The following is a 23,705-nucleotide window of genomic DNA, read 5'->3' on the forward strand; positions in this document are numbered from 1 at the left end:
GGCTGCTCCTGGATGCACGATCCGCGATGGCGTCGCCGAACCGGAACGCGCGGACGGCGGTCGTCCTGGGGCGGTTGCTCGGGGTGGCGTTCCTGGTCTGCTTCGCGACCGGCGTCTACAGCTACTTCCTCCAGCAGCCGCTGCCGTGGATGCGGTTCCCGACCCGTCCCGCGCAGCTCTACCAGTTCACGCAGGGCGTGCACATCACCGCGGGGATCGCGATCATCCCGCTGCTGCTCGCGAAGCTCAACACGGTCATGCCGGCACTCGTGCAGACCCCGCCGGTGCGTGGGCCGCTGCACCTGCTCGAGCGGCTCTCGATCGCGGTGTTCGTGGCGTCGGCGATCGTGCAGGTGACGACGGGCCTGCTCAACACGTACCAGTGGTACCCGTGGCCGTTCCCGTTCAAGCAGGTCCACAACGCGCTCGCGTACGTGCTCATCGGGTCGCTCGTGCTGCACATCGGCGTGAAGCTCCGGCTGATCACCCGGTACTGGCGGAAGCGGGACTCGTACGACGAGCACGGCCGGTTCGTGGTCGACCCGGCCGCGGGGAGCGAGCTGCTCTCGCCGTCCCAGGAGGAACGGGGCGCTTCCACCGGGCCGGATGCGCCTCCGCAGGCGGTCGCGTCCTACCCCCGCGGCGTCACCGGCCGTGTGCTCCGCTGGGTCGACGGCGTGCCGGCCGAGCCCGCCGTCCCGGCCGTCCCGGCGGACGCTGCCGAGACTCGTCCCGGCGGACCGGACTCGGCGTCCGCGACCCGAGCGGCGTCCGCAGAGCCGAGTCTCGGCGTGCCGCAGGACGGTGCGGCGGAGGCGAGCCGCGCCTCCAGGGCCACGCCGGACGCGACCGACGGTCGACGTGAGCGGATCGCCCGACGCGGGTTCTTCGCCGGTGTGACCGCCGCGACGGTCGGTGTCGTGGCGTTGACCGCCGGACAGTCGAGCACGCTCGCCGAGCCGTTCAACGTGTTCGGCGCCCGACAGCGGCACCGCGGGCCGAACGACCTGCCGGTCAACCGCACGGCCCGTGCCGCCGGTGTGCTGGCGACCGCCACCGCCGCCGACTGGTCCCTGACCGTCGTCGGGCACGACGTGGTCCGCACCTTCTCGCGAGCCGAGCTGGTGGCGCTCGGCACCGCCGAGGCCGAGCTCCCCATCTCCTGCGTCGAGGGCTGGAGCCAGATGGCGACCTGGAAGGGCGTGCGCATGCGCGACCTGCTCGGCGCCGTGCAGGCCGCGCCGGGGTCGCACGTGCGGGTGACGAGCCTCGAGCGGCACGGCGGCTACCGCATCATGGACATGGGCCCCGAGTACGCCGAGGACCCGACGACGCTCGTCGCGCTCGAGCTGAACGGCGCGACGCTCGACCTCGACCACGGGTTCCCGGCGCGGATCATCGCTCCCGGACGACCCGGTGTGCTGCAGACCAAGTGGATCGAGAAGATCGAGGTGATCGCATGAGGGCCGCACGCATCGTGCTCGTCGTGGTCGGGGTGCTCGTCATCGCGTTCGGGGCGTACGTCCTCGTGACGACGGTCCGACCGAACCGGATCTGGGGGCTGGCGACCTGGCTCCTCGGGGCCGTGATCCTGCACGACGCGATCCTGTCGCCGTTCGTCGTCGGAGTGGGGCTCCTGCTCCGCCGGACCGGGCGGACGCTGCGTGCCTGGGCGCTCGTCGTCGTGCAGGCGGTCGTCGTGCTCGGGAGCGTCCTCGCGCTCGTGGTCCTGCCGGAGATCGCGGCGAAGGCGCACGGGCAGAAGAACCCGACGGTGCTGCCGTTCGACTACGGCGCGCGGCTGCTCCTCGTCGAGGGGGTCCTGCTGCTCGTCGTCGTGGCGGTACTCGTGGTCGCCGCACGTCGTCCGGCACGCGTTCGCGCGAGTACTGGTTGAACCGACAACCTTTCGGTAGACTCGACGCATGACCGACGACACCCCGTGGCTCACCCGCGACCAGCTGCGCGCGTGGATGAAGCTCGTCGCGGTCATGGAGCTCCTGCCGGCCGCGCTCGACCAGCAGCTCCAGCGCGACGCCGACCTGACGCACTTCGACTACATGGTCATCGCGATGCTCTCCGAGACCGACTCCCGGACGCTCCGGATGTCGGCGCTCGCCTCGGCGACGAACGCCTCGCTGCCGCGGCTGTCCCACGTGGTGTCCCGGCTCGAGAAGCGCGGCCTCGTGGCGCGCTGTCCCTCGACCGACGACCGGCGCGCGACCGACGTCCGGCTGACCGACGCCGGCTACGCGACCATCGTCGACGCGGCCCCCGACCACGTCCGGACCGCCCGTCGCGTGGTGATCGACGCGCTGAGCGACGAGCAGGTCGGGCAGCTCGACGGCATCGCCGCGGCGCTCCTCAGCCGGCTCGACCCCGAGGGACGGTTCGCCGCCCTGACCTACCCGCGCGACGACGACGAGCCCGCCATCTGCGAGGCCCGGCTGACGGGTACGGCGACCGACTGACGCCACCGTCACGCACGCCTGCGAGCCGTGGGCGTTGCAATAGGCTCGCCGCATGACCGAGTCCGCCGCGCCGTCCGACACGTACTCCTACCTCGGACCCGCAGGGACCTTCACCGAGGCTGCGCTCAAGCTCGTGGACGCGGCGGCCGGCAAGCCCTGGCGGAGCGTGAACAACGTCGGCGAGGCCCTCGACGACGTCGTCAGCGGCCAGTCGATCGGTGCCGTCATCGCCATCGAGAACAGCGTCGACGGCGGGGTCAGCGCGACGCAGGACGCCCTCGCCCGGATCCCCGGCGTGCGCATCGTGGGGGAGTACCTCGTCCCCGTCGACTTCGTGCTCGTCGCCCGCCCCGGCACCGCGCTCGCCGACGTCCGCACCGTGAACGCCCACCCCGTGGCCTACGCCCAGACCCACAACTGGCTCGAGGCGAACGTCCGCGGCCACGGGCACATCCCGGCGTCCTCGAACGTGGCGGCCGCAGCAGCCCTGCTCGACGAGCACCCCACCGCCGACGCTGCCGTCGCACCCCCGGGGATCACCGACCACTACGCGCTCGAGGTCCTGGCCTCGTCCATCGGGGACAACGCCTCGGCGGTCACCCGGTTCGTGCTCGTGTCGAAGACCCTGGCGCTGCCCGAGCCGACCGGCGCCGACAAGACCAGCGTCATCGTCGAACTGCCCGCCGACCACCCCGGCGCCCTGGTCGACATGCTCGAGCAGTTCGCGACGCGGGGCATCAACATGGGGTTGCTGTCCTCGCGGCCGATCGGCGACGAGCTCGGGCGGTACCGGTTCGTCATCGACCTCGACGGGCACGTGCGGGACGAGCGCGTGGCGGACGCACTGCTCGGCCTGCGGCGGTTCAGCCCGCGCGTGACGTTCCTCGGGTCGTACCCGCGGGCCGACGGGTTCCGGCCCGAGGTGCCCGCGCGCTACTCGGACGTCGCGTTCGTCGAGGCGCGCGACTGGCTGCGCGCGATCGTGTCGGGCAAGCCCGAGGTGCGCTGAGCGCTGCGCGCTGCGCGCTGCGCGCCCGCGCGGCCTTGCAGGGTCGAACCACGAATCCGACATGGAACCAGCCGCGAGGGGCGGTTCCACGTCGGATCCGTGGTTCGAAGGCGTCAGCGCACCAGAGCAGGGACCGGCAGCGTGAGCGGCTGCGGGACGACTGCACGAAGGAGCCGGCGACGTCGAGGTAGAGGTATGCCGGACTTCGCGAGACCTTCGTCACCACGTCGTCGCGTGGTTCCGAGGGACTTTCGTTGTGCGGAGCGCGCACCGCGGCGCGCCCGCGCGGCCCGCGCTACCGCCGGCGGCCGCGGCCCGTCGCCGGCTCGACCGCGGGGATCCGCACGTCCAGCGAGCCCGGGTCGATCTTCGCGCGGAACGCCAAGATCTCGCCCACCGGGTCGCCGTCGATCTCGAACTCGTCCGGCTTCGCCAGGCGCAGCGTGAACTCCTCGCCGCGCAGGTACCGCAGCGGGCGCTCCTGCTTCGCGGCCGTGGTGATCCGGCGGCCGATCACCGTGTCGGACAGGGCCGACCGGCGGAACCACCGCAGGATCCCGTTCTCCCAGAACACCCGGGCGGCGATGCGCACCCAGCCGAAGAACCCGCGAGGCCGCATCACGACGATGTCGAACACCCCGTCGTCGATCTCGGCATCGGGCAGGAGCATGGCGTTGGCCTGGAGCATGCCGCAGTTGCCGACGATGACCGAGTGCGCCCGGACCGAGCCGTTGCGCGCCGACTCGTCGAGCCGGTACTTGAACTCGAAGCCGTCGGTGTCCCGGACGGAGCGGAACAGCGAGTCGAGGTAGGCGAGCCACCCGACGCGCTTCTTCAGCTCGGGGCGCGTGTTCGCGAGCATGCGGGCGTCGAGCCCGAGGCCAGCCATCACGACGAAGCCGAACCGGTCGCGGGAGCCGTCGGGACGCTCGACACCGAGCAGTCCGAAGTCGATCGAACGGTCGTGCCCGGTGAAGATCGCCTTGGCCATCCCGCCGAGGTCGTCCAGCGGCAACTTCATGTTCCGCGCGAGCAGGTTTCCCGTGCCGCTCGGCAGCAGCGCCAGCGAGGCGTCGGACCCGTGCACCACCTCGGCCACGGCGCGGACGGTGCCGTCCCCACCCGCGGCGGCGACGACGTCGGCGCCGGCTTCGAGCGCGGCGCGGGCCATGCCGCCGCCCGGGTCCTCCTCCGTCGTCTCGAACCAGAGGGTCTCGGCCCAGCCGGCCTCCTGCTGGTGCTTCTCGACGGTGCGCTTGAGGGTCGGCAGGTGGACCTTGACCGGGTTGTAGACCACCGCGGCCGTCCGCTGCTCGGTCTGGAGGGCGTCCTGGTCCGCGGGCGCGGTCTCCGAAGGGGTCGACATGCACCAACGGTACCGATCGGATGCTGCGAGCGGACGGCCATGGCGACCCGCCGCGGGCCTGGAGGCGCGGGTCGGGCCCGCACCGCGCCTCCAGTCCGTCCGCAACTGCGCCCCTTTAGGATGGTGCGGTGATCGATCCCCAGCTGCTGCGTGACAACCCGGACGTCATCAAGGCCTCGCAGGAGGCGCGCGGCGCCTCCGTCGCCGTCGTCGACGAGGCCGTCGCCGCGGACGCGGCACGGCGGAGCGCGATCACCTCGTTCGAGTCCCTCCGGGCCGAGCAGAACGCCTTCGGCAAGACCGTCGCGAAGGCCCCGAAGGACGAGAAGGCCGCGCTCGTGCAGCAGGCCCAGGCGCTCGCCGCGAAGGTGAAGGAAGCGCAGGCGACCGTCACCGCGGCCGAGGAGTCCTTCAACGCGGTGGTCCGGAGCATCCCGAACGTCGTCCTGCCCGACGTGCCGAAGGGCGGCGAGGACGACTTCGTCACGCTCCGCACCGTCGGCACGAAGCCGGAGTTCGACTTCGAGCCCAAGGACCACGCCGACCTCGGCGAGCACCTCGGCATCATCGACATCCCGCGCGGCGTGAAGGTCTCCGGCTCGCGGTTCTACTTCCTGCGCGGCCTCGGTGCCCGGCTCGAGATCGCCCTGATGTCGCTCGGCCTCGACCGTGCGATCGCCGCGGGCTTCGAGCCGCTCATCACCCCGACGCTCGTGCGCCCCGAGACCATGGCCGGCACGGGCTTCCTCGGCGAGCACGCGGCCGAGGTCTACCGGCTCGAGGCGGACGACCTCTACCTGACCGGCACGAGCGAGGTCGCCCTCGCCGGGTTCCACGCCGACGAGATCCTCTCCTTCGACGGTGGCGACGGCCTGCGGTACGCCGGCTGGTCGACCTGCTACCGGCGCGAGGCGGGGTCGGCGGGCAAGGACAACCGCGGCATCCTGCGCGTGCACCAGTTCAACAAGCTCGAGATGTTCGCCTACGTCCACCCGGACCAGGCCGAGGCCGAGCACGCCAAACTCGTCGGGTACCAGGAGCAGATGCTGCAGGACCTCGGGCTGCACTACCGCGTGATCGACGTGGCGGGTGGCGACCTCGGCACGAGTGCGGCGCGCAAGTACGACATCGAGGCGTGGGTCCCGACGCAGGGCACCTTCCGCGAGCTCACGTCGACGTCGAACTGCACGACGTTCCAGGCTCGGCGCCTCGACATCCGGTACCGCACCGAGAGCGGGAAGACCGCGCCGGTCGCGACCCTGAACGGCACCCTCGCGACCACCCGGTGGATCGTCGCGATCCTCGAGACGCACCAGCAGGCCGACGGCTCGGTCGTCGTGCCCGAGGTCCTCCGTCCCTACCTGGGCGGCGTCGAGGTGATCGAACCCCGATGAGCACGCAGGGTCGGTTCGTCGACGGTTCGGCCGGTGCGGGTGCGCCGGCCCGGACGAAGCGCTGGTTGGTGGCGCTCGACATCGACGGCACCACCATGCGCGAGGACGGTGTCGTCACCGACACCGTGATCGCCGCGCTCCGCGATGCCGAGGCAGCCGGGCACGAGGTCATGCTCAGCACCGGTCGCAGCGAGGGCATGACCGTCCCGCTGCTCGACACGCTCGGCATCCAGCCGAAGTACCTCGTCTGCGCGAACGGCGCCCTGACCCTGGGACGCCGGTCCGACGGTTCCTACGAGCGGGTGCACGTCGAGCAGTTCGACCCGAGCGAGGTCCTCCGGACGATCCACGGCGCCCTCGAGAACGCCGCGTTCGGCGTCGAGGACCAGACCGGGCACTTCCTGCTCTCCGGCAACTTCCCCGACGACACGATGACCGTTGCCGGTGAGCACGTCCCGTTCGAACGGCTGCTCGGCGTCGAGGCGACCCGTGTCGTCGTCATCTCGCCCGGCCACGACACCGAGGACTTCCTGCAGATCGTCGAGCGGATGGGGCTGCACAAGGTCTCGTACTCGGTGGGCTGGACGTCGTGGCTCGACATCGCACCCGAGGGTGTGACGAAGGCCACCGCGATGGAGCGGGTCCGTGAGCGGCTCGACATCCCGCGCTCCCGCGTCTTCGCCGCGGGGGACGGTCGGAACGACATCGACATGCTCCGGTGGGCCTCGACCTCGGGGCGCGGCGTCGTCATGGGGCAGGCACCCGAGGACGTCGTGGACGCGGGCAACGAGCTCACGGGTGGCGTGACCGACGACGGCCTGGCGGCTGCGCTCGACTCCCTGCCGCGCTAGCCCGGTAGACTTCCCGGGACGCGATCACGTCTCGCCACGTGGTCGCGTCGCTGGAGGGTTGTCCGAGCGGCCGATGGAGCCTGTCTTGAAAACAGGTGGGCAGAGATGTCTCGTGGGTTCGAATCCCACACCCTCCGCCATGGACACACGCCTGCGCCTGATCCGCGTCGACGACGCCGCGACGCTCGCGGCCGTCGTCAGTGCGAGCGCCGACCACCTGCGGCCGTGGGAACCGACCCGTTCGCCCGCCTACTTCACCGAGGCGGGGCAGCACGACGTCATCGTGCAGGCCCTCGCGGCCGAGCGTGCCGGCACGTCCGTCCCGTTCGTGATCGAGTCGGTCGACGGCGAACTGCTCGGCCGGATCACGCTGAGCGGCATCACCCGCGGTGCCCTGCAGTCGTGTGCGATGGGGTACTGGATCCGCGCCGACCGGACCCGGCAGGGACATGCCTCCCGGGCGGTCCGGGCGGCTGCGGCGCACGCGTTCGAGGTGCTGCGGCTCCACCGTGTCCAGGCGGAGACCCTGCCCGAGAACGTGGGCTCGCAGCGTGCACTGCAGGCAGCGGGGTTCACGCGCTACGGCCTGGCACCCGAGTACCTCAGGATCGCCGGGGCGTGGCGCGACCACGTCATGTTCCAGCTCCTCGCTCCGACCGACCGGTGAGCCCCCGGTTCAGCTGACGAGCCCCGTCACCACGTCGTGCACCACCCGGGCGGCACGGGCGGCCGCATCGTCGAGGTGCTCCTTGAACTCGTCGCCGTCCGGCGCGCACAGGTCGCTGATGCACCGCACGGACACGAACGGCATGGCGTGGACGTGCGCGAACTGCGCGATCGCCGCCGACTCCATGTCGACCGCCGCAACCGTGGGGAACGCCGTCCGGAGCAGACGCGCTCGACCCTCGGTGACGAAGATCTCGCTCGAGCCGATCGTGGCCGAGCGGAGGCGGTACCCGGCGTCCGAGGCGAGTGCCAGCTCGACGAGCCGGTCGTTGGGCTCGTACCCGGTGGGCATGCCCGGGACCTGGCCGAGCGCGTACCCGAACGCCGTCGCGTCGGCGTTGAGGTTGACGTAGCGGTCCCCGACGACGACGTCGCCGATCTCGACGCCGTGCATCAGCCCACCGGCCGTCCCGACGCTGATCACCGGGATGCCGGAGCCGAAGTCGTGGAAGGCGTGGGCGACCGCTGCCGTGGCGTTCGTGAACCCGATGCCGCTGCGGCGCACGGCTACCGTGGCGCCACCGACGTCGAGCAGGTGGTGTTCGTCGTGGCCGCCGACCGGACCGTCGAGGATCGGGACACCGCCGAGGAGCCCGGCGAACGCGGACACCTCTTCGCTCATGGCGGCGATGACGACCGCGATCGGGGGAGGGAGTTGCACTGATCGATGATCGCACGGGCCGCCGACCGTCGGGACACCGGGACGCGTACCGTGCACCGTGCGCGGGGAGATCCAGGGGGCGGTGTGGTCGAGGTCGTCGAGTACCGAGCGGAGTGGCCGCGGCGCTTCGCGGTGCTGCGGACGGCGTACGGCGCGGCGCTCCTCGCCACCGGGGTCCCGCACCGCATCGAGCACGTCGGGAGCACGGCGGTGCCCGGCCTCGCGGCGAAGCCCGTGATCGACGTCGACGTGGTCGTCGGGGCGGCGGACGTGCCCGCGGCCGTCGAGGCCCTCGCTGCGATCGGCTTCGTGCCGCGCGGCGACCTCGGCATCCCGGGGCGGCAGGCGTTCCGCACGCCCGAGCGCTTCGCCCCGAGCAACACCTACGTCGTGGTCGAGGGATCGCTCGCGCTCCGCAACCACCTCGGCGTGCGTGATGTCCTGCGCGCGGACGTCGCACTCCGCGAGGAGTACGCCACCGTGAAGCGTCGGGCTGCCGCCGAGGCGCTGGACATCGACGACTACCTCGTGCGCAAGACCGCGGTGCTCGACCGGGTGTTGCGCGCGGCGGGCCTCACCGACTCCGAGCGCGCGTCGATCGCCGATGCCACCGCGGGCATCACCGGCCGAGGCGCCCACGGCTGACCCCGGACGCGCGGGTGGGACCCGACTGGCTGCGATCGGCCGGCTCGCGGCGTCGTGCGCGTGTCGTCCTGCCGTCGTGACCGTTCCGGTTCGCGGATCACGGGTCCCCCGAACCGGAACGGTCACGCGCCCCGCGGAACCGGCGGTCCCGCCGCGTCCCGACGCCTCAGCGCGCCGCGGCGTGTCCCGACGCCTCGCCGTCGCGCGGAACGGCGGGCCGGGTCGCGAGCACCGCCGAGCCCATCGACAGCGAAGGCGTCAGGCCGACGCCAGCGCCGGGTAGAGCGTGGTGAGCGGGGCGCTCAGTCCGGCACGGACGTCGCGGCTGACCTGGTCGGCCAGGACCTCGTGCTCGCCGGCCTCGAGGGCGTCGTAGATCGCCGCCACGATGTCCGCCGGGTCGGCCTTCTCGACGTCGAGGTCGGCCGTCATGCCGGTGTCCGTGTAACCGAGGTGCGCTCCGAGGACCTGGGTCCCCTGGGGTGCGAGCTCGAGGCGCAGGGAGTTCGTGATCGACCAGAACGCGGCCTTCGAGGCGGAGTAGCCCCCGGCCAGCGCGATCCAGCTGAGCACCGAGTGCACGTCGACGAGCGCGCCCCCGGCCAGCGACGGCGCGAAGGCCTTGGCGACCCGGAGCGCACCGAAGACGTTCGTGGCGAAGACGTGCTCGACCTCGTCGACCGAGGTCTCGAGGAGCGGCGCGGAGCCACCGATGCCGGCGTTGTTCACGACGACCGTGGCGTCGGCTGCTGCACGGGCGGCGGCGTCGACGCTCGCCTGGTCGGTGACGTCGAGGGCGAGCGGCACGATGCGCTCGTCGTCCCAGGTGCGCGGGGTCCGGGCCGTGGCGTAGACCTTGGCGGCGCCGCGGTCGAGGGCCTGCTGGACGAACGCGGCGCCGAGGCCGCCGTTCGCTCCGGTGACGAGGACGGTCGCGTCGGTGAGGGTGGTCATGGTGTGCTCCTGTCGAAGAGGTTGAGTACGGAAAATGAACCTAGCACGGTGTGTCTGGATTCCGAACCCAGGTAGGATGAACACATGCTCGGCATCCTCGGCGGCGACGAGCGCTGCCCCATCGCGCGGTCCCTCGACGTCCTCGGCGAGAAGTGGACGCTCATGATCGTCCGCGACGCCCTCGCGGGGTCGACTCGCTTCAGCCAGTTCCAGCAGAGCCTCGGGGTCCCGCGGGAGGTCCTCACGGCACGCCTCGGCTCCCTCGTCGAGGGCGGCGTGTTCGAACGCCACGCCTACAAGCCGGACGGTGGACGGGTCCGTGACGAGTACGTCCTCACCGAGGCCGGCCGCGACCTCTCGCTGGTGCTGCTCGCTCTCGGCGGGTGGGCGGACCGGCACCGGCCGTCCGAGCGCACGTCCGACCTCCGCTTCGTCGAGGCCACCACCGGCGAGCCGGTCGAGGCGGTCGCCGTGACGCGCAGCGGGCACCGCCGCGTCGCGCTCGACGCGCTCGAGGCGGTCATGGAGGGCTGATGGTGCGCAGCCGGACGACGACTGCGCACGGTGGACCCCGCGCACTCGTCGTCAGCGCGCGCACTCGCGCGAGCAGGCGGGCTGGCGTGACCAGCGTCGGACGGGAGGCGCGGGTCGGCCCCGCACCGCGCCTCCCGGACCACAGGCGGGTGCGTCAGCGACGCACGCCGCACCCGCAACTGGCGCCGAGCACCAACTCGGCGGGGACGAGGTCCCGGTGCCACTGGTTGTCCGCGTCGAGGCCGAGCACCCGGTCGACGGCGGCGGTCGCCATCGTCTCGATCGGCTGCCGGACCGTGGTGAGCTGCGGGTTCGTGTAGTCGGCCTCCACCGCGCCGTCGAAGGAGACGATCGCGACGTCGTCGGGCGCGGACAGTCCGAGCTCGAAGAGGGCGCGCAGCAGCCCGACCGCCTGCATGTCGGAGCTGACGAAGACCGCTCGGGGGCCGGAGCCCTCGCCGAACATGCGGAGACCGGCCTCGTAGCCGCCCCGTCGGGTGAAGTCGCAGCGGACGATCGGGCCGTCGGGCAGCCCGGCGTCGCGGAGCGCTCGCATCCAGCCCTGCTCGCGGAGCTCCATCGAGCCGGCGTGCCCCATGACCAGGCCGATCGAGCGGTACCCGTGCTCGACGAGGTGCTGCGTGCCGTCGTACGCGCCACGGAGGGCATCGACGCCGATGCTCGCGTAGTCGGGGACCTCGAAGAAGGTGTTGAGCAGGACCATCGGGAGGCCGGGGTCCGTCACGGTGGACAGGTCCGGCCGCGTCATGATGCTCGTGACGATGATGCCGTCGACCTGCCGGGCGGAGAGGCTGCGCAGGCGCTCCCGTTCCTGCGCGGCGTCGCCGTCGCTGTTGGCGAGCAGGACGTCGTACCCGCGCGCGGCGGCGGCGTGCGTGACCGCGACGCCGAGCTCGGACCAGAACGGGTTGTCGAGCTCGGGGACGATGAGTCCGAGCATCTTCGAGGACCCGGTGCGGAGGGCCTGGGCGCTCGCGTTCGGGCGGTAGCCGAGGACGCGGATCGCCTCGCGGACGCGTGCCGCGGTGGCCGCTGCGACCGGACGGGGTCCGTCGTGCACGACGTAGCTCACGACGGAGGTGCTCACGCCGGCGTACCGGGCGACGTCGGCGCGGGTGACCGCCCTCGGGGTCGTCGGGACGGTCACGGGTGCCACCTTCGTCGGGTCGGAAGTCGCGTTCGGGTGCCGGCCCGTGCGGACCGACACCCGAACACCACTTGCTAGTCGCTGGCGATACTAGACGAGCCCACCGCCTCGACCGTCTCCGGGGCGTCGCCGAAGTCCGGCACCTCGAGGCGGACGCCGCCCTGCAGTGCGGACTGGTGGGCGATGATGCCGGGCAGCGTGAACCGGGCGGCGGTCCAGGCGTTCACCGGCGGCAGGGTCCGGTCGACGACGGCGCGGACGAAGTCGTCGGCGAGGAACTGGTGGCTGCCCTCGTGTCCGGTCGGCACGCCGGCGTACTCGGCCGGCAGGCGCGACGTGTCGTGCACGGCCGCGTAGCCCGAGACGAACGCGTCACGGAGCGAGGGGTCGACGCCGGCGAGTCGGGGGTCGTCGAGCTCCATCGTCGCCTGGGTGTCGATCTGGTCGCTGATGTCGTGCGAGTCCTCCTTGTCCTGCCAGACGCTGACCTTGGCGAGCTGCTCGAAGCTCGCCTCGGTGCCGAAGTACCGGAAGCGGGACTCGCGGATGTGCGACGGGTAGCCGACGCGGCGCATCTCGTTGATCCGCATGACCCCGCCGTTGTCGAGCTCGAACAGGGCGGTGGCGTTCGAGAAGTCGTTGTCGAACTGGCTGACGTCCTTGTCGAAGACCCCGTCGCCGCGGTCGTCCGTGACGCCGATGCAGCTGACGCTGACCGCGTGCCCCGGGATCGCACCGAGGACCCCGCCGACCGAGTGCGTCGGGTAGAGCATGGGCGGGTAGCTGGCGGTGCGCTTCCAGTCCTCGCCGCCGCTGAACTGGTACGCGGCGTAGAAGCCGAGGTCCATGTCGTGCACGTAGTCGCCCTCGGCGTAGAAGACACGGCCGAAGGCACCCTCGGCGACCTTCGAGCGGGCGAACACCGTCGCGGGGTTGTAGTAGCTCGTCTCGCCCATCATGTAGGTGAGTCCGGTCTCGCGGACGGCCTCGATGATGGCCTGGATCTCCTCGACGGAGATCGCCATCGGCACGGCCGAGTAGACGTGCTTGCCGGCGCGGAGGGCCTTGACCACGAGTGGCCCGTGCGTCCAGCGCTGCGTGAAGATCGCGACGGCGTCGACGTCCGAGGCGAGCACGGCGTCGAAGTCCGGGAACGTGCCGTCGAGGTGCTGCGACTCGACGAGCTCGGATGCCCGGTCGTCGACGAGGTCGGTGACGAAGACGCGGTCGACGTCCGGGTGCAGCTTGAACAGCTTGGCGAACTGGGGGGCGAACTGGCCCGCGCCGACCATTCCGACAGAGATCATCAGTGACCTTTCCAGGTGGGGGATGCGTCGCCGGGCAGGTCGCTCCGATGCGATCGAGGGACATCCTGACACCGATGTCTACACGTGACAACCCCCGATTCGAACCGAGAAAAAGCCTCTTGCCACCCGGTGTCCCCACGTGTAGATTCCCGGCTCACGGACTGCTGCACGTCAGTCCACCGCAGACGAAGGAGTCGCGATGGCCACCGAGAGCCCTGTGTCGTCACCCTTGACGACGGCCAGCACGAGACGGAGGAGTCGGGCGCCCGACCGCGCCCGTGCCGGCACCACCTCCCCGCGACGCCGGCCCAGGAACGACCTCTGGCTGGCGCTGATCTTCATCGCCCCGGCATCGGTCGGCTTCGCCGTGTTCCTCGCGTGGCCCACCGTCCGGGGCATCTACCTCAGCTTCACGTCGTTCAACCTGCTCACACCGCCGGTGTTCACCGGCCTGCAGAACTACGAGCGCCTGGTGCAGGATTCGATCTTCTGGCACTCGATGGCGGTGACGGTCGAGTACGTCCTGCTCAACATCGGGTTCCAGACGATCCTCGCGCTGTTCATCGCCGTGATGATGCACCGCCTCACCAAATCGACCTTCGTCCGGGGCATCGTCCTCGCGCCGTACCTCGTGTCGAACGTCGTCGCGGCGCTCATCTGGCTGTGGATCCTCGACACGCAGCTCGGTATCGGCAACGAGATCCTGTCGGCGATCGGTGTGGGCCGCATCCCGTTCCTGCAGAGCGACTTCTGGGGCATCCCGACCATCGCGTTCATCAACGTCTGGCGGAACGTCGGCTACACGGCCCTGCTCATCTTCGCGGGACTGCAGGCGCTGCCGGAGCAGGTCTACGAAGCCGGCCGCATCGACGGCGCCAGCGAGTGGAAGATGTTCTGGCGCATCACCGTGCCGCTGCTCCGACCGATCCTCTCGCTCGTGCTCATCATCACGATCATCGGGTCGTTCCAGGTGTTCGACACCGTCGCCATCGCCACCCAGGGCGGGCCCGCGAACGCCACGAACGTCGTGCAGAACTACATCTACAACCTGGCGTTCGGCCGGTTCCAGTTCGGCTACGCGTCCGCCGTCTCGGTGGCCCTCCTCATCGTCCTCAGCATCATCACGATCATCCAGTACCGACTCTCGCGTTCCGGCGAGAGCGACCTGGACTGACGGCCACAGCACACGGAAGCGAGTCGAAGATGACCAGCACCCTGCCCCCGGTGGTCGAACCGCAGACCACCCGCGCGATCACCACCCGTGGCGGTCCCCGACCGCCTCGTCGGAAGCCCTCCGTCGGACGGGTCATCGCCTGGATCGCGATGATCGCCGTCATCGTCGTGACCCTGTTCCCGTTCTACTGGATCCTCCGCACCGCCCTGTCCTCGAACGGTGCGATCTCGGCCGACCCCACCTCGCTCCTCCCCACGGGCTTCAGCCTCGGTGGCTTCGAGCGCGTGTTCGGCCTGCAGTCCACGAAGGAGGCGCTCGCCCAGGGCGGGTCCGGCGCTGCCATCAACTTCTGGCAGTACCTGCTGAACTCCGTGCTCACCGCGACGATGATCACCGTCGGCCAGGTGTTCTTCTCGGCCGGGGCGGCCTACGCGTTCGCGCGGTTGCGGTGGCCCGGGCGGGACCGCGTCTTCGCGGTCTTCCTCGCCGGACTGATGGTGCCGACGATCTTCACGCTCCTGCCGAACTTCACGCTGATCAAGTCGCTCGGCCTGGTCGACACCCTGTTCGGGATCGCCCTGCCGTCGATGCTCATGACGCCGTTCGCGGTGTTCTTCCTCCGGCAGTTCTTCCTCGGGATCTCCCGCGAGGTCGAGGAGGCGGCACTCATCGACGGCGCCGGCAAGGTCCGGGTCTTCTTCCGGCTCATCCTCCCGATGGCCTCCGCCCCGATCGCGACGCTCGCCGTCCTGACGTACATCACGGCGTGGAACGACTACTTCTGGCCGCTGATGGTCTCGTACACCGACAGCTCCCGCGTGCTCACGGTGGCGCTCGGGGTCTTCAAGTCGCAGTCGCCGCAGTCCGGCACCGACTGGGCCGGGCTCATGGCCGCGACGCTCGTGGCGGCGCTCCCGATGATCGTGCTCTTCGGCGTCTTCGCCAAGCGGATCGTCAACTCCATCGGCTTCTCCGGCATCAAGTAGGGATCCGCACATGACGAACTCCATCACCCGCCGCGCCCTCTTCGCCGGCGGAGCGTCCGCCCTGGCGCTCGGTGCGCTCGCCGCCTGCTCCACCACGGGCACCCCGAACCCGCGGAGCGGTGCGACCGGCACGGTGTCCTACTGGCTCTGGGACTCGAACCAGCTGCCGGCGTACCAGGCCGTCGCCAAGGCCTTCGAGCGCGAGAACCCCGGCATCACGATCAGGATCACCCAGCTCGGGTGGGCCGACTACTGGACGAAGCTCACCGCCGGGTTCATCGCCGGCACCGCGCCGGACGTGTTCACGGACCACCTGTCGAAGTTCCCCCAGTTCGCCGACCTCGACGTGCTGTACAAGCTCGACGAGCTCGAGGCGACGTCGGGTATCCGTGACGACGACTACCAGTCCGGGCTCGCCCAGCTCTGGAAGGGGCGGGACGGCGACCGGTACGGCTCGCCGAAGGACTGGGACACGGTCGCGATGTTCTACGACCAGAAGGTCATCGCGAAGGCCGGGTACACCGCCGACGACCTGGCCGCCCTGTCCTGGAACCCCGATGACGGCGGCACCTTCGAGCGCGCCGTCGCGCACCTCACGATCGACGGCAAGGGGCGCCGCGGGGACGAGCCGGGTTTCGACAAGACGGACGTCGCCGTCTACGGGATGAGCGCCAACGGCAGCGGGGGCGACGGGTTCGGGCAGACCCAGTGGTCGCCGTTCACCGGGTCGATCGACTGGTTCTACACGAACAAGAACCCCTGGGGGAACCGGTTCCGCTACGACGACGCCGGGTTCCAGAAGACGATCTCGTGGTACTTCGGGCTCGCCGAGAAGGGCTACATGCCGAAGTACGGGGTCTTCTCCACGACGACCGGACCGGACGTCCAGCTCGGCTCGAAGAAGGTGGCGCTCTCGTTCAACGGCTCGTGGATGATCGGGACGTACGCGAACCTCCCGGGCATCGACGTCGGCATCGCGCCGACGCCGACCGGGCCGATCGGACACCGCGCGTCGATGTTCAACGGTCTCGGCGACTCGATCACGAAGCAGGCGCGGAACCCGGAGGCAGCGGCGAAGTGGGTCGCGTTCCTCGGCAGCGCTGCCGCCCAGGAGATCGTCGGCCGGGCGGGCATCGTCTTCCCGGCACGCCGATCGGGGACCGACGCAGCGGTGGCGGCGTACGCGAAGCGGGGCCTCGACGTGACGGCCTTCACCGAGCAGGTCGAGGACGGCACGACGTTCCTGTTCCCCGTGACCCGGAACCCGGCCGACGTGCAGGCCCTCGTGCAACCGGCGTTCGACGACATCTACGCGAACGGCAAGCCGATCAGCACGCTGACCGGCGTGAACGAGCAGGTCAACAACCTCCTCGCCCTCACCTGAGCCGCCGTCGGTCGACCGACTGGAGGCGCGGGTCGGGCCCGCACCGCGCCTCCAGTCCGCCCGTTGGGACGCGCACGCCGACGCGCGGACTGCGCACCCTGACGACGACTGCGCGTGGTGGAACGCTCGCAGTGGTCGTCAGCGCGCGCACTCACGCCCGCGCCCGACCGCGCCCGCCCGCCCGCGCCCGCCCGCGCCCGCGCGCCCTACCGCTCCGGCGCGGGCTGGAACCCGATCTCGAGCAGCAGGTTCGCGTGCGAGCGCTGGTCGCCGGTCGCGATGACCAACCCGGTCTCGGGCGCCCGGACCGCGTCGTAGAACGCGAACCGGTCGAGCGCACCGAGCGGTACGTCCGGCCCGAGGATGCGCCGGTAGCCCTCGTGCGCCGCGACGACGGTGTCCGCCGGAGCCTCCATGACCGTCGCCGCCTCGACCGGGACCGCGTCGAGCAGGGTCGTCAGGACCTCGTCGACGTCGAGCAGTCCGGGGCGGAAGTTGAGGTGCACGAGCGCGGCGCCGGGACGCATCGCCGTCGCGAACGGGTAGTTCCCGTCGGCGACCAGCACCTTGGAGCCGTGCCCGAGCGACGCGAGCGCGCTCAGCGTCGGCTGGTGGGTGAGGGTGTAGCGCAGCATCATGCCTCCGTGGGGGTGACGAGTCGGGCGACCGATCCACCGGCGACCAGACGGGGTGCGACGACGACGTCGACGGGAGCCGGGTCGGCGTCGGGGTCCGTCAGGCGCGCGTGGATCAGGTCGGCGGCGCGGACGGCGAGCTCGTGCGTGGGCTGCACGATGACGGTGAGCTTCGGGACGGTGGCCTGGGCGAGTTCGAGGCCGTCGAACCCGAGCACGGAGAGCTCCCGGCCGAGGGTCAGCCCGGACTCGTTCAGCGCGATGACGGCTCCGAGGGTGAGTTCGTAGTTCGCGCAGAAGACCGCTGTCGGTCGGTCCGGCTGCACGAGGAGCCGCTGCATCGCCGCCTGCCCGTGCTGCACCGTGAGGGGGCCCTCGACGACCGAGTCCGGTCCGAGGACACCGCCCTCCCGTTCGACCACCGCACGGAAGCCTGCGGTGCGCTCCCGCATGGTGGAGACCGCGGGGGCACCCGCGACGACCCCGACCCGGCGGTGCCCGTGGTCGAGCAGGTGGCGGGCGGCGAGGGCGCCGGCGCCGCGGTTGTCGAGGAAGACGCCGTCGGTGGCGAGGGTGTCCGCACGCCAGTCGATCTGCACGACCGGCACGCGCTCGGCCGCACGCGCCAGGGCCTCGACGTCGTGGTCCGACGGCACCGCGATGATGCCGTCCACCATCCGGCTGAGGAGCAGGTCGACCGCGCCCGCTGCGGCGTCCGGGCTGGACGAGACGATGACGCTCGTCCCGTGCGCCCGCAGTGCGCTCTCGACCCCGGCGATCACGGTGAGGTGGAAGTCGTTGTCGAGCGCCGGCAGCAGGACGCCGATCGTGCCGGACCGCCGGGAGCGCAGGCTCCGGGCGAACCCGTTGGGACGGAACCCGAGCGTCGCCGCGGCCCGTTCGATCGCCTGCGCGTTCTCGTCGCGGACGGTGCCGCCGTTGTAGAACTTCGAGATCGTCGCGAGCGAGAGCCCCGTCGCCTGCTGCAGGTCCTTGTAGGTCGCCGTCACCCGACACCCCCGGGGATCGTGCCGTCCTCGTCCCACAGGTCGTGCCAGCTTGCGGCGCCCGACCACAGGAACACCTGCCCCTTGATGAGCCGGACGCCGCGGTCGACGTCCTGCATCGCCCGGAGTTCCTCGTCGGTGAGCGGGTCCGTCAGCGCACCGTCGAGGTTCGCGCGGTACTGCTCGGGCTTGACCGAGAACGGGATCGGGACCTGCCCGCGCGCGACCGCCCACTTGAGGCAGACCACGGCGGGGTGCACGCCGTGCGCCTCGGCGATCCGCCGGACGACGGGGTGGTCGACGTCCACGGGGTCGTCGTCCTCGCGGTCGCGCTCCGGGCGGGACGGTGACCCGAGCGGCGAGTAACCCACGGGCTGGATGTCGTTCGCGCGGCAGAAGTCGAACAGCTCCGGTTGCTGGAACGTCGGGTGCAGCTCCATCTCGTTGAGCGCCGGGAGGACCCGGGCGTCGCGGAGCAGCAGCCGCAGCTTGGGGACCGTCGTGTTCGACGTGCCGAGGTGCCGGACCAGTCCAGCGTCGACGAGCCCCTCGAGCGCCCGCCAGAGCGCGAGGTACGGGGCGTGGTCGTAGGGGCGGGCCGACCGGTCGCGGTCCTCGACCGAGGCGTGCGGCGCGTGGTGGTTCGGGAACGGCCAGTGCACGAACACCGCGTCGAGGTGGTCGAGCCCCAGGTCCCGGAGTGATCGCTCGACCGACGCGACCGCATCGGCCGGGTCGTGCGCGTCGTTCCAGACCTTCGACATCACGAAGAGGTCCTCGCGCGGGACACCGCTCGCCGCGATCGCTGCGCCGACCTCGGGCTCGTTGCCGTAGACCGAGGCGCAGTCGACCAACCGGAAGCCGGCGTCGAGGCCGCCGCGGACCGCCGCCGCCACCTCGTCCGGGCCGTACCGGTCGGAGCCGAACGTGCCGAGCCCGATCGTCGGGATGCGTGCGCCGGTCCGCAGGGGTCGGCTCGTCGGGACGTCCACGGTGGCCTGCTTCCTGCGCGTCGTCGCGCATCACTCAACGTTTCACCCGTGCGGGTGCAATGCACGCTACCGTAGAACCGTCCCCAGGACGAAACGTTTCGCTCGACTCGAGGAGGAGTCATGCCCGAACCCCACGACCTGCCACGGATCGACCCGGCAGCCCTGCCGGCGCCGGTCGACGTCAGCGACAACTCGGTGGCGCTCGCTGCCGTCGCCGCGGTCGTCGCCGCCGGCCCGTACGAGGCGACCTGGGAGTCACTCCGCGGGTACACGCCACCGCGCTGGTACGAGGACGCCAAGTTCGGGGTCTTCCTGCACTGGGGCGTCTACTCGGTGCCGGCCTTCCGGAACGAGTGGTACTCGCGGGACATGTACCGCGCGGGCACCCCCGAGTTCGAGCACCACGTGGCCACCTACGGACCGCAGTCGGAGTTCGGGTACAAGGACTTCATCCCGTCGTTCACGATGGAGCACTTCGACCCGCAGGACTGGGCGACCCTGTTCCGTCGCGCGGGGGCGCAGTTCGTGGTCCCCGTCGCCGAGCACCACGACGGCTTCGCGATGTACGACACCGACCGCTCCCGGTGGAGCGCGGCGCGGATGGGGCCGGAGCGCGACGTGTTCGGCGACCTGCTCCAGGCGGTCGACGACGCGTTCATGGTCCGCGGAGCTTCCTCGCACCGGGCCGAGCACTGGTTCTTCATGAACGGGGGCGCCCGGTTCGACTCGGACGTGCTCGACCCGCGGTTCATCGACTTCTACGGCCCGGCCCAGCGCGAGGAGACCGCGCCGAACGAGCGACACCTCGAGGACTGGCTGCTCCGGACCGTCGAGGTCATCGACAAGTACCGGCCGCAGGTGCTCTGGTTCGACTGGTGGATCGAGCAGCCAGCGTTCGAGCCGTGGCTGCGCACCCTCGCCGCGTACTACTACAACCGTGCCGCCGAGTGGGGGCGCGAGGTCGTCATCAACTACAAGTGGCAGGCGTTCGCGGACGGCTCCGCGGTCTACGACATCGAGCGCGGTGCGATGGGGGACATCCCGCCGGTCGTCTGGCAGAACGACACCTCGGTGTCGAAGTCCGCCTGGTGCTGGATCGAGGGGCACGACTACAAGTCCGCGCGCGACCTCGTCGCCGAGCTCGTCGACGTCGTCGCGAAGAACGGCGTCCTCCTGCTCAACGTCGGCCCGAAGCCGGACGGCACGATCGCCGAGCCCGAGCAGCGGCTGCTGGAGGGCATAGGCCGGTGGTTGACCGCCAACGGTGAGGCGATCTACGGCACCCGTCCCTGGCGCGTCTTCGGCGAGGGTCCGACGCACGTCCAGGCGGGGTCGTTCGTCGACGGCGCCGCTCCGGCCTACACGTCCGAGGACGTCCGGTTCACCACCCGCCACGACGTCACCGGCGAGTACGTCTACGCGGTCCTGCTCGCCGACCCGGCGGACGGTGTCGCGCGCATCCGCTCGTTCGGCAGCGGCACGAACCTGCTCGGACGGCCGATCCGCAGCGTCGAGGTGCTCGGCGCCGACGGCGAGGTGCAGTGGACGCAGACCGCCACGGCGCTCGAGGTCGTGGTGCCGACCGGTACCGATCCCGATTCCGGCCCGGTCGTGAAGGTCTGGCTGCGTCCGGAGGAGCGGCAGGAACGAACCGACTCGCTGCACGGGTGAGCGAGCGGTCCGACGGTGACCACCCTCGGACTGGAGGCGCGGTGCGGGCCCGCACCGCGCCTCCAGTCCGTGACACTGGAACCGTGGAACGACGCGCACTGATCCTGGAGGCCGCCGCCCGTGAGTTCGAGCGTGTCGGCTTCGCCGCCACGACGATCGCGGCCGTCGCCCGCGAGGCGGGCGTCTCGCAGGGCGCCCTGCACTTCCACTTCCCCACCAAGCTGTCCCTCGCGCTCGGGGTCATCGACGAGCAGAACGTGCGGACGTTCGACGTCGTGAGCCACCACGACGCGTCGCCCGCCGAGGCGCTCGTCCGGGCCTCCCGGGGCATCGCCGGCATGCTGCTGACCGACCCCGTCGTGAGCGCCGGCATCCGGCTCTCGCTCGAACGCGGCGAGTTCGGTGCCGCGACCGCCGCCTTCTACGACCAGTGGATCGGTGGGATCAGCGACCTGTTCCGCCTCGCGATCGCGAGCGGCGAACTCCGGACGGACCTCACCCCCGAGCAGCTCGGCGCGACCGTCGTCCCGATGTTCACCGGAGTCCAGCTCGTCTCGGCGGTGCGGACCGGTCGGCAGGACCTCTTCCCCGCGGTCGCGACGATGTGGCGGATGGTGCTCACCGCCGTCGCGGACCCTCGGCACCGGCCCCGCTTGCTGGGGGTCGTGGCGGACGCGTTCGGCACGGCAGACTGACGCCGTGGACACCAGCGAGCACGGCACCCCTCCCTCCGGCGACCCCGCGCTCGCGACGTCCGGGGTCGAGCGGGTGGGGTGGTCCGCGAGCGTCGTCGCGCTGCACGTCGTCGCGACCGTGCTGCTCGCGGTCGGGTTCGTCGCCGTCGCGGTGACGCTCTGGGCCCTGTTCGTCTCGGTCGACGACGGCGGCGGCGCGAACATCGGCGCCGGGATCCTCGGGGTGTTCGGCCTGGGCGTCGGTGCGCTCGGGCTGGTCGTGCTCGCCGCTGCGGGCAGTGCGGCCGCGGTCACCCGTGTCCGGCGCCGACGAGCGCACTGACGCGGGACGGCACGGGGGCCGGGCTGCTGCGGGTCAGCGGTCGTGGAGCTCGCGGTCGCGGAACCACTTCAGCAGCCAGGCCGCGCTCGTGCGGTCGAAGGACCGCGGGAAGTCGACGCCGTCGGTGAGGAACGGGCTGAAGCCCTCCTCGGCGGCGATGTCGGAGTCGTCGAGCGACCGGTAGGCCATCGACCAGCCGTCGAACCGACGGCGTTCGATGTCCTCGCGCACGAGCGACTTCACCTCGCCGTGGCGGGGGTCGCGCGCGATCGCGGCGAACCGGTCGTCCACGCTCCACGCCGGGCCCTCGAGCAGCTGCATGAAGCGGCCGTCCTTCGCCAACAGGATGCCGGAGACCCCCAGCGCCTCGTTCCGGAGCCGCGACCCACGCAGGAGTTCGGTCAGGGCGGCGTCGTCGAAGGGGGTGGCCGCCCGGCTCATGTAGACGATGGAGACGAGCACGGCTCCATCTTGGCGCGGGCCGCCGTCGACACGAAATGGTGTCCGCTAGACGTAGTCCGGTCAGTCCGCGGACGGGGCCGGTGCGCCGACCGGGGGCTCCCGCACGTCGAGCGTGGTGCGGTTCCGGGTCGCCGGGGCGGCGAGCAGCGCCACGACGAGGAGTGCGGCGGGGACGAGCATCGCCGCCTGCAGGCCGAGGTGCTCGCCGAGGAACCCGAGGGCCGGAGGACCCGCCAGGAACGCGATGTAACCCGCGGTCGCGACGACGGACACCCGTCGGTCACCATCGGTCGGGTGGTCGCCGGCGGCCGAGATCGCGAGCGGGAAGCCGAGGGCGATGCCGAGGCCCCACACCCCGGCGGCGGCCGCGGTCAGCACCGGGCTCGGCGACACCACGACGAGCAGCACGCCGACGGTGCCGACCGCCGCGCACACCCGGACGACCGGTGCGCGACCGAAGCGGGCGACGAGGGGCGTGCCGGCCGTCCGCCCGACGAACATCGCGAGGGCGAAGCCGGTGAAGACGAGGGACCCGACGGCCTCGGGGGCGCCGTGGTCGGTCGTCATGAGCAGCGGGAGCCAGTCGCTCGCGGCACCCTCGGCGAAGGCCATCGCCAGGGTGATCACGGCGATGAGCAGCACCTGCACCGTGAGCACGGCCCGGAGCCGCGGAGCCGGTGCGGCCGCGGACGACGCCTCGGGCGCAACGCGGGGGACCGGACGGAGGTTCACGGCGGCGAACGCGGCGAGTGCGGCCATGACGACGGTGGCGCCGAGCAGGTGCGTGAGGACCGGCGTCCGGGCAGCGGTGACCGCGATGCCCGCCACCCCGCCGAGGACCGTGCCGAGACTGAAGCAGGCGTGGAGCAGCGGGACGACCGGCCGACCGATCCGTCGTTCGACCGCGGCCGCCTCGACGTTCAGGCCGATCTCGGCGACGCCGGACCCGAAGCCGATGAGGAACAGCCCGCCCCACACCCCGGCGGCGAGCTGCGCGGGGGCGGACAGGGCGACGAGGAGCATGCCGACGACGGGCAGGACCCCGCCGAGGACGATGAGCGGCCGGGTTCCGAGTCGCCGGACGAGCACACCGGCGCCGAGGATCCCGATCATCGAGCCGATCGAGAGCCCGAGGATGACGATGCCCATCGCCTCGATCGAGGCCCCGAGCGCGTCGCGGATCGCGGGCGTGCGCGTGATCCACGAGGCGATCCCGAACCCGGTCATCGTCGACGTGGCGAAGAGTGCCGCGCGGTGGCGCTCGATCATGGGTCCATCAGAACGTCCCACC

At 71.4% G+C, this 23,705-nt stretch carries 25 protein-coding genes and 1 tRNA gene; 16 read left to right on the forward strand and 10 right to left on the reverse strand.

Annotated features, from left to right (window positions below):
- Positions 1-26: 26 nt before the first annotated feature.
- The 4 genes from BJK06_RS12175 to pheA are packed head-to-tail and all read left to right on the forward strand — an operon-like array spanning position 27 to position 3,480.
- Positions 27-1,463, forward strand: coding sequence for a molybdopterin-dependent oxidoreductase (locus tag BJK06_RS12175; protein WP_070419426.1), 1,437 nt, complete (start codon positions 27-29; stop codon positions 1,461-1,463).
- Positions 1,460-1,897, forward strand: coding sequence for a hypothetical protein (locus BJK06_RS12180; RefSeq protein WP_070418119.1), 438 nt, complete (start codon positions 1,460-1,462; stop codon positions 1,895-1,897). Before BJK06_RS12175 ends, BJK06_RS12180 begins: the two co-directional genes overlap by 4 nt.
- 28 nt (positions 1,898-1,925) lie before the next feature.
- Positions 1,926-2,471, forward strand: a complete 546-nt coding sequence (locus BJK06_RS12185; protein WP_070418120.1) for a MarR family winged helix-turn-helix transcriptional regulator — start codon at positions 1,926-1,928, stop codon at positions 2,469-2,471.
- Positions 2,472-2,523: 52 nt separating this feature from the next.
- Positions 2,524-3,480, forward strand: a complete 957-nt coding sequence (gene pheA, locus BJK06_RS12190) for a prephenate dehydratase (protein WP_070418121.1) — start codon at positions 2,524-2,526, stop codon at positions 3,478-3,480.
- Between the two features lie 295 nt (positions 3,481-3,775).
- On the opposite strand, the gene BJK06_RS12195 is transcribed toward pheA, so the two are convergent.
- Entirely contained in the window at positions 3,776-4,846 is a 1,071-nt protein-coding gene (locus BJK06_RS12195) for a diacylglycerol kinase family protein (protein WP_083295224.1), read from the reverse strand.
- A 128-nt stretch (positions 4,847-4,974) separates the two neighbouring features.
- Between BJK06_RS12195 and serS the strand changes: the two genes are divergently transcribed.
- From serS to BJK06_RS12215, 4 genes are all read left to right on the forward strand, one after another.
- Positions 4,975-6,240, forward strand: coding sequence for a serine--tRNA ligase (serS, locus tag BJK06_RS12200; protein WP_070418122.1), 1,266 nt, complete (start codon positions 4,975-4,977; stop codon positions 6,238-6,240).
- Positions 6,237-7,091, forward strand: coding sequence for an HAD family hydrolase (locus BJK06_RS12205; protein ID WP_181015090.1), 855 nt, complete (start codon positions 6,237-6,239; stop codon positions 7,089-7,091). Before serS ends, BJK06_RS12205 begins: the two co-directional genes overlap by 4 nt.
- A gap of 52 nt (positions 7,092-7,143) precedes the next feature.
- Positions 7,144-7,231: transfer RNA gene (locus BJK06_RS12210), tRNA-Ser, on the forward strand.
- The gene (locus BJK06_RS12215) at positions 7,231-7,758 is read left to right on the forward strand and encodes a GNAT family N-acetyltransferase (RefSeq protein WP_070418123.1); all 528 of its coding nucleotides are present in this window, start codon (positions 7,231-7,233) and stop codon (positions 7,756-7,758) included. Before BJK06_RS12210 ends, BJK06_RS12215 begins: the two co-directional genes overlap by 1 nt.
- A gap of 9 nt (positions 7,759-7,767) precedes the next feature.
- On the opposite strand, the gene mtnN is transcribed toward BJK06_RS12215, so the two are convergent.
- Positions 7,768-8,478 (reverse strand): 5'-methylthioadenosine/S-adenosylhomocysteine nucleosidase, encoded by a 711-nt coding sequence (gene mtnN, locus BJK06_RS12220; RefSeq protein ID WP_083295225.1) that lies wholly within the window; start codon positions 8,476-8,478, stop codon positions 7,768-7,770.
- A gap of 84 nt (positions 8,479-8,562) precedes the next feature.
- Between mtnN and BJK06_RS12225 the strand changes: the two genes are divergently transcribed.
- Positions 8,563-9,123 (forward strand): GrpB family protein, encoded by a 561-nt coding sequence (locus tag BJK06_RS12225; RefSeq protein ID WP_070418124.1) that lies wholly within the window; start codon positions 8,563-8,565, stop codon positions 9,121-9,123.
- Between the two features lie 258 nt (positions 9,124-9,381).
- Here the strand turns inward: BJK06_RS12225 and BJK06_RS12230 are convergent, their stop codons facing one another.
- Positions 9,382-10,077: an SDR family oxidoreductase gene (locus tag BJK06_RS12230; protein WP_070418125.1), complete on the reverse strand. Its 696-nt coding sequence runs from the start codon at positions 10,075-10,077 to the stop codon at positions 9,382-9,384.
- An 84-nt stretch (positions 10,078-10,161) separates the two neighbouring features.
- Here BJK06_RS12230 and BJK06_RS12235 point away from each other — a divergent pair, with 84 nt between their 5' ends.
- Positions 10,162-10,611, forward strand: a complete 450-nt coding sequence (locus tag BJK06_RS12235) for a helix-turn-helix domain-containing protein (RefSeq protein ID WP_070418126.1) — start codon at positions 10,162-10,164, stop codon at positions 10,609-10,611.
- Between the two features lie 154 nt (positions 10,612-10,765).
- Here the strand turns inward: BJK06_RS12235 and BJK06_RS12240 are convergent, their stop codons facing one another.
- Together BJK06_RS12240 and BJK06_RS12245 are read right to left on the reverse strand one after the other, a co-directional pair.
- A complete protein-coding gene (locus tag BJK06_RS12240; RefSeq protein ID WP_258027633.1) occupies positions 10,766-11,779 on the reverse strand; it encodes a LacI family DNA-binding transcriptional regulator in 1,014 nt (337 codons plus the stop codon).
- A 74-nt stretch (positions 11,780-11,853) separates the two neighbouring features.
- Complete coding sequence (locus BJK06_RS12245) at positions 11,854-13,086, reverse strand: Gfo/Idh/MocA family protein (protein WP_070418127.1); 1,233 nt, start codon at positions 13,084-13,086, stop codon at positions 11,854-11,856.
- A gap of 199 nt (positions 13,087-13,285) precedes the next feature.
- Between BJK06_RS12245 and BJK06_RS12250 the strand changes: the two genes are divergently transcribed.
- From BJK06_RS12250 to BJK06_RS12260, 3 genes are read left to right on the forward strand one after another with little or no spacing between them, the layout of a single operon-like run.
- A complete protein-coding gene (locus BJK06_RS12250) occupies positions 13,286-14,260 on the forward strand; it encodes a carbohydrate ABC transporter permease (protein WP_083295226.1) in 975 nt (324 codons plus the stop codon).
- A gap of 29 nt (positions 14,261-14,289) precedes the next feature.
- Complete coding sequence (locus tag BJK06_RS12255; RefSeq protein ID WP_083295227.1) at positions 14,290-15,246, forward strand: carbohydrate ABC transporter permease; 957 nt, start codon at positions 14,290-14,292, stop codon at positions 15,244-15,246.
- Between the two features lie 10 nt (positions 15,247-15,256).
- Entirely contained in the window at positions 15,257-16,630 is a 1,374-nt protein-coding gene (locus BJK06_RS12260; RefSeq protein ID WP_070418128.1) for a sugar ABC transporter substrate-binding protein, read from the forward strand.
- A 206-nt stretch (positions 16,631-16,836) separates the two neighbouring features.
- Here the strand turns inward: BJK06_RS12260 and BJK06_RS12265 are convergent, their stop codons facing one another.
- Genes BJK06_RS12265 through BJK06_RS12275 form a run of 3 tightly spaced genes read right to left on the reverse strand, consistent with a single transcriptional unit; the run spans position 16,837 to position 19,264 of the window.
- A complete protein-coding gene (locus BJK06_RS12265) occupies positions 16,837-17,268 on the reverse strand; it encodes an RbsD/FucU family protein (RefSeq protein ID WP_258027634.1) in 432 nt (143 codons plus the stop codon).
- The gene (locus BJK06_RS12270; RefSeq protein ID WP_070418130.1) at positions 17,265-18,275 is read right to left on the reverse strand and encodes a LacI family DNA-binding transcriptional regulator; all 1,011 of its coding nucleotides are present in this window, start codon (positions 18,273-18,275) and stop codon (positions 17,265-17,267) included. The genes BJK06_RS12265 and BJK06_RS12270 overlap by 4 nt, the downstream gene beginning before the upstream one ends.
- Positions 18,272-19,264, reverse strand: a complete 993-nt coding sequence (locus BJK06_RS12275) for an aldo/keto reductase (RefSeq protein ID WP_070418131.1) — start codon at positions 19,262-19,264, stop codon at positions 18,272-18,274. The genes BJK06_RS12270 and BJK06_RS12275 overlap by 4 nt, the downstream gene beginning before the upstream one ends.
- A 120-nt stretch (positions 19,265-19,384) precedes the next feature.
- Here BJK06_RS12275 and BJK06_RS12280 point away from each other — a divergent pair, with 120 nt between their 5' ends.
- The 3 genes from BJK06_RS12280 (at position 19,385) to BJK06_RS12290 (ending at position 21,952) form a co-directional block, all read left to right on the forward strand.
- The gene (locus BJK06_RS12280; RefSeq protein ID WP_070418132.1) at positions 19,385-20,935 is read left to right on the forward strand and encodes an alpha-L-fucosidase; all 1,551 of its coding nucleotides are present in this window, start codon (positions 19,385-19,387) and stop codon (positions 20,933-20,935) included.
- Between the two features lie 83 nt (positions 20,936-21,018).
- Complete coding sequence (locus BJK06_RS12285; RefSeq protein WP_070418133.1) at positions 21,019-21,630, forward strand: ScbR family autoregulator-binding transcription factor; 612 nt, start codon at positions 21,019-21,021, stop codon at positions 21,628-21,630.
- A 4-nt stretch (positions 21,631-21,634) separates the two neighbouring features.
- A complete protein-coding gene (locus BJK06_RS12290) occupies positions 21,635-21,952 on the forward strand; it encodes a hypothetical protein (protein ID WP_070418134.1) in 318 nt (105 codons plus the stop codon).
- A 33-nt stretch (positions 21,953-21,985) separates the two neighbouring features.
- Here the strand turns inward: BJK06_RS12290 and BJK06_RS12295 are convergent, their stop codons facing one another.
- Together BJK06_RS12295 and BJK06_RS12300 are read right to left on the reverse strand one after the other, a co-directional pair.
- Positions 21,986-22,414, reverse strand: coding sequence for a BLUF domain-containing protein (locus BJK06_RS12295; RefSeq protein ID WP_083295228.1), 429 nt, complete (start codon positions 22,412-22,414; stop codon positions 21,986-21,988).
- A gap of 60 nt (positions 22,415-22,474) precedes the next feature.
- The gene (locus BJK06_RS12300) at positions 22,475-23,683 is read right to left on the reverse strand and encodes an MFS transporter (protein ID WP_070418135.1); all 1,209 of its coding nucleotides are present in this window, start codon (positions 23,681-23,683) and stop codon (positions 22,475-22,477) included.
- Positions 23,684-23,705: the final 22 nt, after the last annotated feature.

Origin of the sequence: Curtobacterium sp. BH-2-1-1 (assembly GCF_001806325.1) — a bacterium.
In the GTDB taxonomy this organism is placed as follows: domain Bacteria; phylum Actinomycetota; class Actinomycetes; order Actinomycetales; family Microbacteriaceae; genus Curtobacterium.

What these genes read in the sequence shown, in the direction of transcription:
- BJK06_RS12175 (WP_070419426.1), top strand. Translation starts at nt 27, where the DNA reads ATGGCGTCGCCGAACCGGAACGCGCGGACGGCGGTCGTCCTGGGGCGG.
- BJK06_RS12180 (WP_070418119.1), top strand. Translation starts at nt 1,460, where the DNA reads ATGAGGGCCGCACGCATCGTGCTCGTCGTGGTCGGGGTGCTCGTCATC.
- BJK06_RS12185 (WP_070418120.1), top strand. Translation starts at nt 1,926, where the DNA reads ATGACCGACGACACCCCGTGGCTCACCCGCGACCAGCTGCGCGCGTGG.
- pheA (WP_070418121.1), top strand. Translation starts at nt 2,524, where the DNA reads ATGACCGAGTCCGCCGCGCCGTCCGACACGTACTCCTACCTCGGACCC.
- BJK06_RS12195 (WP_083295224.1), bottom strand. Translation starts at nt 4,846, where the DNA reads ATGTCGACCCCTTCGGAGACCGCGCCCGCGGACCAGGACGCCCTCCAG.
- BJK06_RS12205 (WP_181015090.1), top strand. Translation starts at nt 6,237, where the DNA reads ATGAGCACGCAGGGTCGGTTCGTCGACGGTTCGGCCGGTGCGGGTGCG.
- BJK06_RS12215 (WP_070418123.1), top strand. Translation starts at nt 7,231, where the DNA reads ATGGACACACGCCTGCGCCTGATCCGCGTCGACGACGCCGCGACGCTC.
- BJK06_RS12230 (WP_070418125.1), bottom strand. Translation starts at nt 10,077, where the DNA reads ATGACCACCCTCACCGACGCGACCGTCCTCGTCACCGGAGCGAACGGC.
- BJK06_RS12235 (WP_070418126.1), top strand. Translation starts at nt 10,162, where the DNA reads ATGCTCGGCATCCTCGGCGGCGACGAGCGCTGCCCCATCGCGCGGTCC.
- BJK06_RS12245 (WP_070418127.1), bottom strand. Translation starts at nt 13,086, where the DNA reads ATGATCTCTGTCGGAATGGTCGGCGCGGGCCAGTTCGCCCCCCAGTTC.
- BJK06_RS12250 (WP_083295226.1), top strand. Translation starts at nt 13,286, where the DNA reads ATGGCCACCGAGAGCCCTGTGTCGTCACCCTTGACGACGGCCAGCACG.
- BJK06_RS12255 (WP_083295227.1), top strand. Translation starts at nt 14,290, where the DNA reads ATGACCAGCACCCTGCCCCCGGTGGTCGAACCGCAGACCACCCGCGCG.
- BJK06_RS12260 (WP_070418128.1), top strand. Translation starts at nt 15,257, where the DNA reads ATGACGAACTCCATCACCCGCCGCGCCCTCTTCGCCGGCGGAGCGTCC.
- BJK06_RS12265 (WP_258027634.1), bottom strand. Translation starts at nt 17,268, where the DNA reads ATGATGCTGCGCTACACCCTCACCCACCAGCCGACGCTGAGCGCGCTC.
- BJK06_RS12280 (WP_070418132.1), top strand. Translation starts at nt 19,385, where the DNA reads ATGCCCGAACCCCACGACCTGCCACGGATCGACCCGGCAGCCCTGCCG.
- BJK06_RS12300 (WP_070418135.1), bottom strand. Translation starts at nt 23,683, where the DNA reads ATGATCGAGCGCCACCGCGCGGCACTCTTCGCCACGTCGACGATGACC.